This window comes from Bradyrhizobium sp. JR4.1 (assembly GCF_040548605.1).
Taxonomy (GTDB): Bacteria; Pseudomonadota; Alphaproteobacteria; order Rhizobiales; family Xanthobacteraceae; genus Bradyrhizobium; species Bradyrhizobium canariense.
In genome coordinates this window covers 1-12,144 of sequence record NZ_JBEPRY010000060.1, presented here as the reverse complement: position 1 = coordinate 12,144, position 12,144 = coordinate 1, and the positions used below count along the sequence as shown (strand labels likewise).

8 protein-coding genes and 2 pseudogenes are annotated in these 12,144 nt (G+C 58.0%); 3 read left to right on the top strand and 7 right to left on the bottom strand.

What is annotated here, in order from left to right:
- Nucleotides 1–540, top strand: a 540-nt coding sequence (locus tag ABIB90_RS41220; RefSeq protein ID WP_354202933.1) for a hypothetical protein, incomplete at its 5' end; no start/stop codon positions are given.
- A 601-nt stretch (nucleotides 541–1,141) separates the two neighbouring features.
- Nucleotides 1,142–1,546 (top strand): annotated as a pseudogene (locus ABIB90_RS41215) (ester cyclase); the annotation flags it as partial.
- A gap of 1,458 nt (nucleotides 1,547–3,004) precedes the next feature.
- Here ABIB90_RS41215 and ABIB90_RS41210 read toward each other — a convergent pair.
- Nucleotides 3,005–3,259: a hypothetical protein gene (locus ABIB90_RS41210; protein WP_354202932.1), complete on the bottom strand. Its 255-nt coding sequence runs from the start codon at nucleotides 3,257–3,259 to the stop codon at nucleotides 3,005–3,007.
- Nucleotides 3,260–5,104: 1,845 nt separating this feature from the next.
- Between ABIB90_RS41210 and ABIB90_RS41205 the strand changes: the two genes are divergently transcribed.
- Complete coding sequence (locus tag ABIB90_RS41205; RefSeq protein ID WP_354202931.1) at nucleotides 5,105–5,296, top strand: hypothetical protein; 192 nt, start codon at nucleotides 5,105–5,107, stop codon at nucleotides 5,294–5,296.
- Between the two features lie 199 nt (nucleotides 5,297–5,495).
- Here the strand turns inward: ABIB90_RS41205 and ABIB90_RS41200 are convergent, their stop codons facing one another.
- The 6 genes and pseudogenes from ABIB90_RS41200 to ABIB90_RS41170 all read right to left on the bottom strand — a co-directional run bounded on the left by ABIB90_RS41200 (nucleotide 5,496) and on the right by ABIB90_RS41170 (nucleotide 11,878).
- Nucleotides 5,496–6,317 carry a hypothetical protein gene (locus tag ABIB90_RS41200; protein WP_354202930.1) on the bottom strand — a complete coding sequence of 274 codons (822 nt, stop codon included), beginning with the start codon at nucleotides 6,315–6,317 and terminating at the stop codon, nucleotides 5,496–5,498.
- 114 nt (nucleotides 6,318–6,431) lie between these two features.
- Nucleotides 6,432–6,575, bottom strand: coding sequence for a hypothetical protein (locus ABIB90_RS41195; RefSeq protein WP_198034819.1), 144 nt, complete (start codon nucleotides 6,573–6,575; stop codon nucleotides 6,432–6,434).
- 846 nt (nucleotides 6,576–7,421) lie between these two features.
- A pseudogene (locus tag ABIB90_RS41190) lies at nucleotides 7,422–8,773 on the bottom strand (M16 family metallopeptidase); the annotation flags it as partial.
- On the bottom strand, nucleotides 8,770–10,086 hold the full coding sequence (locus ABIB90_RS41185; protein ID WP_354202929.1) for a M16 family metallopeptidase: 1,317 nt from the start codon (nucleotides 10,084–10,086) through the stop codon (nucleotides 8,770–8,772). The gene ABIB90_RS41185 and the pseudogene ABIB90_RS41190, both read right to left, overlap by 4 nt.
- A gap of 1,176 nt (nucleotides 10,087–11,262) precedes the next feature.
- Nucleotides 11,263–11,472: a helix-turn-helix domain-containing protein gene (locus ABIB90_RS41175; RefSeq protein ID WP_354101508.1), complete on the bottom strand. Its 210-nt coding sequence runs from the start codon at nucleotides 11,470–11,472 to the stop codon at nucleotides 11,263–11,265.
- Nucleotides 11,473–11,698: 226 nt separating this feature from the next.
- Complete coding sequence (locus tag ABIB90_RS41170) at nucleotides 11,699–11,878, bottom strand: helix-turn-helix domain-containing protein (protein WP_502918271.1); 180 nt, start codon at nucleotides 11,876–11,878, stop codon at nucleotides 11,699–11,701.
- Nucleotides 11,879–12,144 lie beyond the last annotated feature (266 nt).

Below are 12,144 nucleotides of genomic sequence, written 5' to 3'. Positions count from 1 at the left end.
TTCGGAAAGGACGATTTAGTGGACAATCTCAGCCGCGATCTTGATCGCGCGCGCGGAAGACGCGATGCACTCGCATCCGAAGCCACGACCCTGACAGCCCAGATCGCCGAAATTGAAGCCCGCCTTTCGGAGGAGAAGACCAGGCGGGAGCGTGATCGCGTTCTGGGCGAAATCGAAGCGATAAAATCCCGAATCAGGCAAGCCGCTGGCGCGTTTGCACCCGTCGTGGATGGTCTCTCCAAGGCGATCGAGTCGGCTGCTGCAGTTGTGCCCGAGGCTCGCGAGCTCAATAGTTTCCTGGTGTCGGTGGCGACCGAAATCGACAGTGTGCTCGATCCCCTGCTGCGCGAACTGGATCAGCGCGCGGATGCGGTGCGAGTCGGCCACGTAGCGCTGGACCTCCCGAGTTCGTCCAATGAAGCTGCCATCGTGCTGCCGAAAGACGGCAACGAACGCCTGCTTCGCTTTCCAGCATGGCTGTCTCGCGACAAGGAGACGGACAAGGAAACAGCGGAGAGCCCGCGCAGCACGGCAGCGTGAACCTGGCGGGCGCCGTCGTCCTTGCGGCGCATCCTTCGAGACGCCCGCCCCAAAATCACCCATTTTGCTGCGCGGCCGGGTCGCATCGTGCGAGGCAGATGCTGGGTCATTGCCTAGGGTTGGTGCTACCGGCCTCAGCGTCGAGTTTACTAGTATGCTCTTGGCAAGCTCTGATTGGTTAGGACCAGCCGCTCACACCGTCCGTTCCCAGGCTCGCGTCCGTGCGGATCATTGTGCGGCGTTCGTTGTGCCGCTGAGGCAGTTGCCGAGGTCTGCGACGTGCTGGCCTCGATCGGGGATGCGTGCTCGGAGTATCACTCAGAGCTCGGGTAGGCCGTCTACTCATAGGTCGAGTGCTGCTAGTCAAGGCGCGCTTGACGTCTGCTATGCCCTTAGTAGCGGCGCAAAATGCCATATGGCCGGAGGTCCGAGTCGGGCCAGGAGCTGCCTCTAAGCATGGCAGACTTGTGTTACGATACCGCCGATAATTCAGGCACTGGAGGGCACTCTTGGCACATTCGAACCTTGAAATTTTCAAATCCATAATTGATCGTGGTTTCTCGCACGGTGATCTGTCGGTCGCAGACGAAGTTGCGCCGAGCGGCTGCTTGAGCATCAGTCTCTGACGAATACCGACCTTCCCGGTCCAGACATTCTGAAATCTCAGATCGAGAATGCTCGCAGAAGCATTAACAACTTGAAGCTCACGCTGAATGCTTCAGTCGAAACTGAGGACACGGTGTGGGCGCGCTGCAAGGCAACGGACTTCGATCCGCGCTCTGGAAAGCCGGTGACCATAGACGTCATGGACATCTGTCGTTTCGCTGGCGGGAAACTCGTGGAGCATTGGGGCGTGCCCGATAGGTTTGCACTTCTGACCAGATCGGAGCGTTGCCGCCTCCGCCCAAATGAACCTGTCGCGAGTGGGGCGGCTGGCGGCCGCAAGCAGGTCCGTTGTGTGTCAAAAGCAGCGGTCCAAGCTCGCGCGCTGCCGGGTCCAGTCTAACCTTGACACCGGACCTATCCACACCAACGACGCCAAGTAGTCAAGCGGCGCCCCGATCCCCAGTAGATTGACAATTTATCTGCGGCATCATGCGGCGCTTTAATGCCCCATCTCACCCGCGGAGCCATGATCACAACGCCCGAGAGGAAAGCTGGCTGATCTTCTACGGTTATGTCCACGTCTGCAGCATCGGCTTGCGCTCCGGCAATCGTGGTGTGGCTTTAAGGGCAAGCGCTATAAACCTTGGTATCGGTCCGTGCCCCCTTACGTTCAATTGAGCCGTCTCTGCGATCGCCTTATCTATAGGGCGTGCGGTAGCACTCCCGCTATCGCTGACCTCCTTGGGCGTTTCCTCCCTAGACTTTGGGCCGCTTGTGGCGACGCAGGCGGCCTTTCTTTTTGGGTGCACCTCATCGGCTTCGGGAGGAATTCAGGTTTACGCCGTCGTCCGTAACCTCAGACGCGCAACCGCTACAGCATCACCAGCAACCAAGCCGCGATCCTCGCGCCCTTGCGCGTCGTCAATCGCAGCTTGAACACGAACGGCTTCGGGGAGGTTAGCTCGTCCCCGCGCCATCCAACCGCGCCAGCCCAGCCTCGATCACGACGATATCTTCCTCGATCTGCTGGACGGTTGTCCAGAAATCAAAACTTGCACGACCCTTTAGGTCCACCGCCTAGCTTCGGGCGCCGTATACTGAGATCATCCAGAGCCCTCCGATTGTTCAAGCGAACGTAACCGTTCACAATCAGTTCGATTGCGTTTGGCATTCCCACCCCCGTCGTCATCGACTGACACCGAACCGCTTACCCAGCGACACCCCTCGAAACGGCATCTCTTCGCAAATTGTCTCCAGCAGCCGTCAAATGAGACCCTATGGTCAGACCGAGCCGACCTAACATCAGGAGAGCAAGGGGGCAGCACAGTTCAATGGAAAGACCGGCTCCCAATATCGCAATGGCGCGTTGTTCATCCCCGTTGAGATCGGCCCATGAGATGCCTTCCATAACGCGCCTCCGTCGCAAGGAACTATCTAAAATCCAACGGCGCGACCGATTTGTCGCAGCATAGCCATGGCCGCGTCGGTGTACCGACCGTGGGTTAGATATTGATCCACCTGCGCTGTACTAATCAGCGCCACAACGACGACCGTGAAGCCCTTAAACATCGGGCCTCTCCTCTTGAAAGAGACCGACTAACCCGGCATGCCCAGGTTCAAACCACTTCAGGAATTCCATGGCCGCAAATCGCGACCCATATGCAATAGCAATATGGTGAGCATGAGTAACACATTCCTTAATTGCGCGGCCTCAGGGGGCCTCTATGTCGCCTCGTCAGCTTGTCAGTCGAGCCTAGCATTACAGTTGTTTTTTTGATTTGAAGTGGGTGCGTTGAGCGGCAGCCCGGTGAGCTCTGTGCCAGCAGCAAAATCGATATCGAGAACACCGTTGTTGGTATCACCCGTGCTGATGACACAAGTCGTCGATTTCATCGATGTGTCGGGTCACAATTACCATCGAATCCATCACCAAAGATTCTTTAATGATATCGACGATGAACCAATAGAAAGACGGAGATGTGAATGATTTAGAAACGATGCTGGGGCGCCAAGACGCGCCCAGCACGCAGGCCGAGGTTGCGGTACGCGAGGCCGCAAAAACTGGAATTGAGGTCGGGCCGCAGTCGACACCGCCGACATGTTCGCCACCCAAGCTGGCTTCAGGGCTGGCTCAGCGCTTGGCCGGAGCCCTGTCTAAAAGTACGCTGTTGCCGCAGAACTTTCGGGGCAACGTGGCTAACTGCCTTGTCCTTTTAGATTTAGCTGCCCGCTTCAAGCACATGGGCATCAGCCCGTTCACGATTCCCAACAGCTCGTAGTAGTTCACGGCCGCCCGGCTTGGTACGGCCAGTTTGTCATCGCGCTTATCAATGGCAGCGGTCTGTTTGCCCAAGCCGTTCAATTCAAGTTTGAGGGTGAGGGAGACGACTACGGATGCACTGCCTGGACGAACGCAAAGGACGGCACCAACCTCGAAGGCCTCAAAATCACTTCGCGCATGGTGAAGGCCGAGGGCTGGGACAAGAACTCAAAATGGCGGAAGATGGAGCAGCGGATGTTTCAGAAGTTTGTCCGACATGACGCAGCTCTCCATTTGAAAAACATGAAGACCGAATCTTTCTGTCGGGGGTTTTGTCAGGAGGGGGTATTTGCCAAATCCTGTCAAATGACTGACACAGGCGGCTCAAAATACTCGGTTCAAACAATCACTTAGGAATCGGGACTGGCACACGGACTCGAACGTTGCCGCTACTATGTCGATAAGTCATTTGCGAGACATCGGTTTTTCGGTTTCGTCCCCTCACCGCATTCCCTCGCTAGGAACACGAGATTCGTACCGAATGACTGACTAAACCCAACAAAATCAATGGCCCCTCACTGTTAGGCCCACACCGCCTGTCCCGATATTTATTTTTACAGACGGTCCAAAACCCGCCTCAGCCACTCCGCGCGCTTCGGCGCCATTCCCTCTAACATCCACGGTCCAGGACTGACGCCAAGGGCCTCCCATTGCCTGCGGACTAGTTCGGCATGGGTCGCCCGTGGCGCTCCTCAAAACCCTCGTGGTCTGCGTCGTATTCGAGGTGGGCTCGCTTCGAGAGACCGACAGCAAAGAAGTGGTGGGCTTTGAGTGCTCCGCCTGTCCCCACTCAGCCACACCACGCGGTTGGGATCTTTCGACCGCCCGCTCATTCGGATAGATCGGGCACGGGCGCCAATCGCTTTGCAGCCAGGTACCAAGCTGGTCGAAGTATCGGTTTTCTGCTGTTGAGGTCTTGCTCATCGTTTTCGTGCTTCTTGAATACCGCCAGCTCGTACTCGCTCGTCGGAGCACAAGGCCACAGCTCGCGTTGAAGCAGCGGTTCCTCAGCGGCGCTTGGCTTGCTCACCCTACCACCATTTCAGCTTCGGGCGCTTACCTCGCAGAAAGTACATCGCTACGATCGGGTCGCTGATGCTCTCATCCAGTTTCGAAAGTACATTCGTCGCGTTTTTCCGCGCTTCTAACTATTCGCTTTGATGGTATTTCATGATCGGTGCCCAAACTCTTGCGCCATCTCTCCAGCCCTAAATGCAGGATGCAAATTAAGAAGTCTTTTCGCTTGTTTCCGTAAGGTGTGCCGAATGCAATTCGGTAACTACAATGGCCGCGATGGGTGACCGCTTTTCCGTACGCACACTTTACACCCAAGCTCGGTAAAACCTTCCGGTAGGTACGCTGGCGCGTTCATGGAAACCACGCAAGTGGTGAAGCCGCGTGGAGAGCTGATGACCTTGCAATGTGCTCGGCGATAATTTTCCAGGAGGCTTCAATGCCTGATGACTCACGCCCCTGCCCCGTGGTTCGGGTCTCATGTCCCGCTGGCGCAATGACGCTCGCGGTATTCCTCTCGCGAGGGTTTGCCCGAAGTGAGAGGAAGCGAAACTGGCCAGGTATCGGCCCGAAGTCCTGACCGATAGCCAGTACGAAGCGGATGAGCCAATCGAGGAGCAGTGAATGTTCCGACATTGGTATAGGCACGACTGGGAGCACCAGCAGTGGACCCGGGAAGCACCAGAGCCTGAGAACTCGCCCTGTCCTACGTGCGAGCTTCTGCAATTCCCCTGGGCATCGGAGGACCTGATGACCGCCAAGTTCAAGCCGGACAATGGCATCGTCGATGCACCCCAGCTCGACCTCTTCCGCTGAATGCACCCTTAAGCCCCGTGCGCTTCCACCCACAACGGGAGGGCGCAAGCCATGAAGCAGTGCTCGAAGTGCGGCCAACCGTATGAAGACGTCCTGCCCTGCTGTTCGAAGTGCGAGGGTTACGAGGCAATCGCCTACGTCCCGGCCGGAAATTACATCTCGGTCACGTACCGCAGAAAGCCGGAGAAGAAGCCACGAGCTACTTGATTACGCTCGAAATGTGCGCCAATCCCTGGTCAGCGGGTTTGATCGTTTTCGACGACGGCCAAGCCAAGCTCAACCGTCGCCTGACAGGCCGGTTGTGGTTCAGGTCGAAGGGCGAGAGCCTACAAAGACTAAATCGAAGTATGCGCGAGCTTGTGGCAGCGCCTCTACAGCGAGATGGATCTTCGACTGCATCATTCTGCCCAGCCCTCCTACCCCACTCCCGCCAGATCTTGGTACCTATCGTTGAGAATATCCCAGCCTCACCAGCCGGGATTTTTGTCATCAGCCAAACCGGCACCGTGGGACTAATCCTTCCTGTCCGAGCCAAGAACAATGCCATACTGAAGCGGCGGTGCCCCTCCACCAGCATATAAGCTTTCGGAAACTCACGCGATCGCGCATGCAGGCCGTTTACGCCGCCATTTCTATTATCAAGGACCACTATTGGGACAGGGAATGTCCGATGTTCCAGCATGTAGCGGGCAGTCCTATATGGCCCCATCTCCTTGCCTTCAACGAGCCATTTGCCCCGCTTTAACGTCTTGACGTGTTCATCCCCGAAATCATCATCGTCGGAAAGAATTTTTCCCAAGGTCTCTGCAGCCCAAGACACCTTGTCAAAGCGGTACAGCCTTGAGGGGAGCCAGAAAAAGGATGAATAGCCCCAGTGCTCATGAAGCCAATACCTCGCGACCTCGGGGGGCACGGTCGGGAACTCTTCTTGTGATGTGATCCACCACTCATCAAATTTGCTGGGATCTACGGCGCCCCTCTTGTCTTTTGGAGGGGCAAGGTGTTCTGGATAATCGTCCATGGCTTTGAAATAAGCTCACCGCTTGACCAGGTTCAAGAGCTGTGCGCGAGATGACAATGCGCTCTCCAGCCATGGTTGGCATGGGGCCGTTCGTTCGCAAAACAGTCCGGCCCCTCAGCTTTGCTCCTTCACTTTCATGGTCTCCGTCAGCTTCTCCTCGACAAAGCGCAGGATTAGGCGGCGAACTTCCGGGTCTTTGATTTTCCGAAATGACTTAATCAAACGAAGCATCTGCAAATCTTCGAGATACTCAGGCATGGGCAATCCTCCCGCCTTAAACATAGGCCTGATTTGCCGAAATCCAATTGTCACATCTTAATCTGTGCTGCACCTTAAGCAGCCTTATGCCCCAATAGTTACCTTTTTGTTTGACGACTTTCGTTGCATGACTCATGCTGCATGTGCGAACGAAAGAAGACGACTGTGAACTACAAATTTGCTGGTATTGAAGCTCCGGACTCATCCGGGCTCCGCTATTCAAATAATACATTGATCCTGAAGCCGAGACCTTTTTCGAAGGCCGCTGAGGCTGCACATGCCCGAGTGCAGGACGAATTAGAGCTTAAGCCGCTCGCTGTCTAATGGCCTTATCAGTTCTCAATATCGACAGTGCCGTTCTCCCGCGCGGCAGCACTCGAGTGACCAGAATCCATTCGCTCCTCCTCGAGCTAAAGACGACGGCGAATTCGACTGCGGCGCCCGGCCGACAGTTGTGGTCAAACCGGTCTCCGCCGTTAGTCTCCGCAAAACGGGAATATTTCGCGGGCAGGCCGGAGACTTTCCGCAATTTCCGCGTCTAGTTCTGCGGACCAGGCGTCTGGAGACAAAGCTGAAAGCGCGAAACGCCGGGATTTCCGGCCCATTGTCGCGTTGCAGGGCAAGCCTGACCAAATTCAGGACTGCGTGGCTGGGGCGGGAGCGATCGAACCTCCCCTGGTGAAATCAAAATCCGCCGTCTTTATCTGAGCGCTTTTCAAGTTGATTGGGGAGCCGGATTGAACCAGCGACCTCAAGACGCTCCCCGAATGTCACCTCACGAACACAAAGGTCAATTGGGTGCGGCTGATGGCTCGGTAGCCGACTCAGCTGTGGACGGCGGCGTTGCGGCCGATGGCGCGGTGGTCGACTGGGCTGCGCCAGCGGGGAACAGCCGACAATGACAGTGAGCAGGCCTTGGCCCCACAGCCGCTGTGCAACCCTCTTGGCGTCGTCCAGCGTCACCGCGTCGATGAGCGCGCTACGCTTCTCGATATAGTCGATCGGCAGCTTGTCGATCTGGTATTGCAGCAGCGCGTGCGCAAGTTTTGACGATGTATCCAGCGCTAGGATCTGCGAGCCCTTCAGGTATGACTTGGCCTCGTCGAACTCCTGCTGAGTCGGGCCTTCCTCGGCCATGCGGCGGACCTGCTTGTCGATCTCCTCCACCGTCTCGCCGGCGCGATCGGCGCGGGTGCCGGTATTGCCGACGAACAGTGCGGAATGATCCATCCAGATCAGCGTCTCACGGATGAAATAGGCGAGCCCACGCTTCTCACGAACTTCGCGGAACAGCCGCGAGGACAGACCGGCGCCGCCGAGGATCTGGTTGACGACATCGGCCGCCATGAAATCCGGCTCGCTGCGGCGGACGCCCGGACCGCCGAAGCTCACGGCCGTCTGCGGCACGTCGAGCGGAACGTAGACGCGCTGCGGCGGCTTTGCCGCAATCACATCGGCGACCTCTGTCAACTGCGCCTTTGCCGCCAGGCTGCCAAAAGACTTGTCGAGCAGTTTGCCAAGCGTCTCTGGATCGACGTCACCGACCACGGCGATCTTGAGCGTGTCCCTGGCAATCACGCGGCGGACATAGTCCTTCAGATCGGGGACGTCGATCTTCGGCACGCTCTCGAACGTTCCTCCGGCCTGCCGGCCATAAGGATGATCGTTGAAGGCGACTTCGAAGAACTTGCGATGAGCGAGCGTTGAAGGATTGGCAGAGTCATGCCGAATGTTCGCGAGCACCGCCGCACGGATCCGTTCGACATCGGGCGCATCGAAACGCGGCGAGGTCAGCGCTATCCGCAGCAGGTCGAAAGCCTCATCCTTGTTGTCCTTGAGCATGCGCAAGGAGCCGCGAAACTGGTCACGGGACGAGGTAAAGCTCAGCTCAATGGCGCGGCGGTCGAGCCGCTCGTGAAAGCTCTTGGAATCGAGATCGCCGGAGCCTTCGCCGAGCAGGCCGGCGACCAGGTGACCGACGCCGGGCTTCTCAGCCGGATCCTGGCTGGCGCCGCCGCCGAAGGCATATTTCATCGCGATCAGCGGGCCGGTGGCCTCCTGCACGAACCAGGCTTCGATGCCGCCGGGCGAGATCAGGCGCTGGATCTTGGTAGCGCAAATCATGGTGCAGAGCCGAGCGTCGCGATCGCGAGCGAGGCCCCACCGAGAACGGCACGCCTAGTGAGAGAATAGGTCACGAGCGCTTCTCCTTGGGTTTGGGCGCAGAATCCTTGATCAAATAGCCGGTCACCGAGCGCTTGTTGTCGAGCCAGTTCTGCGCGGCCTCGCGCACCTGCTCGGCGGTGACGGCGCGGATGCGGTCCGGCCAGCTTCGGATATCGTCGATGCTGAGCCCCGTGGTGAGCGCGGTGCCATAGCAGCGCGCAAGCGTCGCTTGGTCATCCTGGGCGTAGATCGCTTGCGCCATCAACTGGGTCTTGACGCGCTCGAGATCCTCGGCGCGCCGGGGATTTTGCGCCAGCTCGGCGATCACCTTGTCGATCGCGTCCTCGATCTGGGCGAATCCGACACCAGGTTTCGGCGTGGCCGAAATCATGAATTGCGAGGCATCAAGCGAGGTGCGCTGGTAGTTTGCGCTCGTGCTGATGGCGAGCTGCTTGTCGATCACCAACACACGGTAGAGATAGGAGTTGATCCCGCCGCCCATCAACTGCGCGAGCACGTCGAGCGCAGGGCTCTCGCCTGCGGCCGCAGTGCTAGCCGACGGCACGAGATAGGAGCGGCGCCAGGTGGGCTGCTCGACGCTGGGATCGGAGAGCGTCACGGTGCGGGGGGCCGCGGGCGTCGGCTCCTGTGGCCGCACGCGCTTCGCGGGGATCGCGGGCTGTGCAGGAATGTCGCCAAAATTCTTTTCCACCACCGGGCGGATTTCCTTGGGATTGACGTCGCCGGCGATGATCAGGATCGCGTTATTCGGAGCGTAGAAGCGCTTGTAGAACGCGAGCGCGTCCTCACGGTCGAGCTTCTCGATCTCCTGGCGAAAGCCGAGATTGGGGCGGCCGTAGGGGTGGTTGAGATAAAGCGCCGCCCTGATCTGCTCGGTGAGCCGCCTATCGGGATTGTTCGCTACGCGCATGTTGAATTCCTCCAGCACCACGTCGCGCTCGGACAGCACGTTCTCATCTTTGAGAATGAGGCCGGTCATCCGGTCGGCCTCCAATTCCATCATCTTACCAAGCTGCTCGCGCGGCACGCGCTGGAAATAGCCCGTGTAGTCGGGGGAGGTGAAGGCATTCTCCTCGCCGCCGACGCGCAGAACGGTCTGGGAGAACTCGCCTGGCGGATGCTTGGCCGTCCCCTTGAACATCAGGTGCTCGAGGAAATGCGCCAATCCCGATTTGCCGGGGGTCTCGTCGGCGGAGCCGACCCTGTACCACATCATCTGGTTCACAACCGGCGTGCGATGATCGGGGATCACCACCACCTGCAGGCCGTTGTGCAGCGTGAAGCTCGCAGGTGGCTCCGAGGCGATTGTGATCTGTGCAAGCATTAGAGATCCACATTCTGCAGCGGTCGATCCCGACAAGCAGGGGAGCCGCACGGCGTAGCAAGCAGGAGAGCAAAAGCCGGGCCAATCGCCTGATGCTTCCGTGCGCGGATCGCTGCGCGGACAGCGGGACGCGAAACGAAGCGTGGTGCGTGCTTTCCCTTATGAAAGCCAACCCGCACTTGCTTGCTATGCGCCAAGACGTTGCAAACACAACGTTGCGCACAAAAACGCACGACAACTCGCCGCCTCGCGCTTGCCTAAATCCTGCAACGCCACATACTGGAGGCTTGATCTCGCGCCAGAGGCAATGCTCCGCTGTTTCGCGGCCGCTCCGGTGCCCGCCAGGAAACATCCAAAGCTTGTCGCGGCGCAGCCGCACCAGGAGTACCCGGCCGTTTCGATGCCTGCCACCAGCACGGGCAAGCGATCATCGGGCGATGTTGGAGCAATTGACTGGGGCCCGTCGGTGTCAGCTCGATCGGATAACGCGGCGAGAAAGACGTCTGCGTCCGCGAGACCCCGAGAATCTGTCGAGACGATAACTGCGCGGCTGGGCCGCCTTGACGCGTGAAACAGCAAGCACTTTCTCAACATCCGCGATGCGGATGACGTCCCCCGATGCCGCGAGGACACACTGAAGCTGCGCACCGCAATGGGGAAGACGAGTTCTTTCATACGTTATAATTCGCGAGATCTGCGAGAAATTGCATACCTACTAGAGTGATGGGTACCACAGTTCACTGTTCTATCCGCTTCTTTTTCCTGTGCGGCGGATCAATCCGGAGCGCATGGCGAAGGCAATCGCCTGCCGTAGAATCTCCAGTCGCGGCGGAGCGGAGCTGCCGCTCGACCCTTGCGTCAATATCGACGTCCTAGAGGGCCGCACGCCAATCAGATCTGGCTGCGCGCTGCGGCGCCGGTTGGCGTGAAGGTTGCCCGCTTCAGCCTGAGACTTACTACCTTCGATCAGAACCGGCCTATAGTGGTGCGCCCCCACGACCTTCTGCGAAATAGATAAACGTCGTTCTCGTAATAGCCCCCGGAGTGTAATTATACCTCTGCGTTCACAACGAACCACTACTCTCTGCAGATGCGATCCCATCTCATGGAGTAGCCGTAGCGCCGTATGTTATACCTCGCCATCGACACAAGTGACGGCAGCAGCACTCCAGTACTTCAAATAAGCTTGAGGCGCCGCGCCTTGATAGCACACTGGATTCGGGTGGTCACTTCTAGCTTTCGCATCGCGTTCTTGAGATGAAAATTGACGGTGTTCTCGCTGACTCTCAATATCATCCCTATTTCCCAGGATGATTTGCCCTCCTCTACCCACAGCAAGCACTGTTTTTCTCGTGCGGACAGCACAACGTCTGGCACGTCGACCATGTGTTTCTCCTGGGGGCGAGACGACTGGAACGAGTTTAGCAAATGCCGTACCACGCGATGGCGACCGCAAACTCTCCTGCCAAGACAAGCCTTGAGGAGCACCGATCAGCCTGGGAAGCTGTCGATTCAACTGCAGCACCATCGGCTATCGAAGCGATTGCAACATACGTCGTAAACGCGACAGCGGTGGTTGCAACAACGGCACACTTGAGATCCGGGATTTAGCCTAGGCATGGGATCGGGTGGTCACTTCTAGCTTTCGCATCGCGTTCTTGAGATGAATATTGACGGTGTTCTCGCTGACTCTCAATATAACCCCTATTTCCCAGGATGACTTGCCCTCCTCTACCCACCGCAAGCACTGTTTTTCTCGTGCGGACAGCACAACGTCTGGCACATCGACCATGTGTTTCTCCGGGAGCCGAGACGACTGGAACGAGATTAGCAAATGCCGTACCACGCGATGGCGACCGCAAACTCTCCTGCCAAGACAAGCCTCGAGGAGCGCCGATGAGCCTAGGAAGCCGCCGATCCAACTGCAGCACCATCGGCTATCGAAGCGATTGCGACATACGTCGTAAAGTATTCCTCCGGGGTGGGCCGCCTTGTTGAGTTGCAGGTATCCGACGAGGATCTAGCTTTAAGGCTAGCCTTAAGGTCGGTAGATGCGGG

Coding starts and splice junctions, on each gene's coding strand:
- ABIB90_RS41205 (WP_354202931.1), top strand. CDS start 5,105: ATGTTCCGACATTGGTATAGGCACGACTGGGAGCACCAGCAGTGGACC.
- ABIB90_RS41200 (WP_354202930.1), bottom strand. CDS start 6,317: ATGGACGATTATCCAGAACACCTTGCCCCTCCAAAAGACAAGAGGGGC.
- ABIB90_RS41195 (WP_198034819.1), bottom strand. CDS start 6,575: ATGCCTGAGTATCTCGAAGATTTGCAGATGCTTCGTTTGATTAAGTCA.
- ABIB90_RS41185 (WP_354202929.1), bottom strand. CDS start 10,086: ATGCTTGCACAGATCACAATCGCCTCGGAGCCACCTGCGAGCTTCACG.
- ABIB90_RS41175 (WP_354101508.1), bottom strand. CDS start 11,472: ATGGTCGACGTGCCAGACGTTGTGCTGTCCGCACGAGAAAAACAGTGC.
- ABIB90_RS41170 (WP_502918271.1), bottom strand. CDS start 11,878: ATGGTCGATGTGCCAGACGTTGTGCTGTCCGCACGAGAAAAACAGTGC.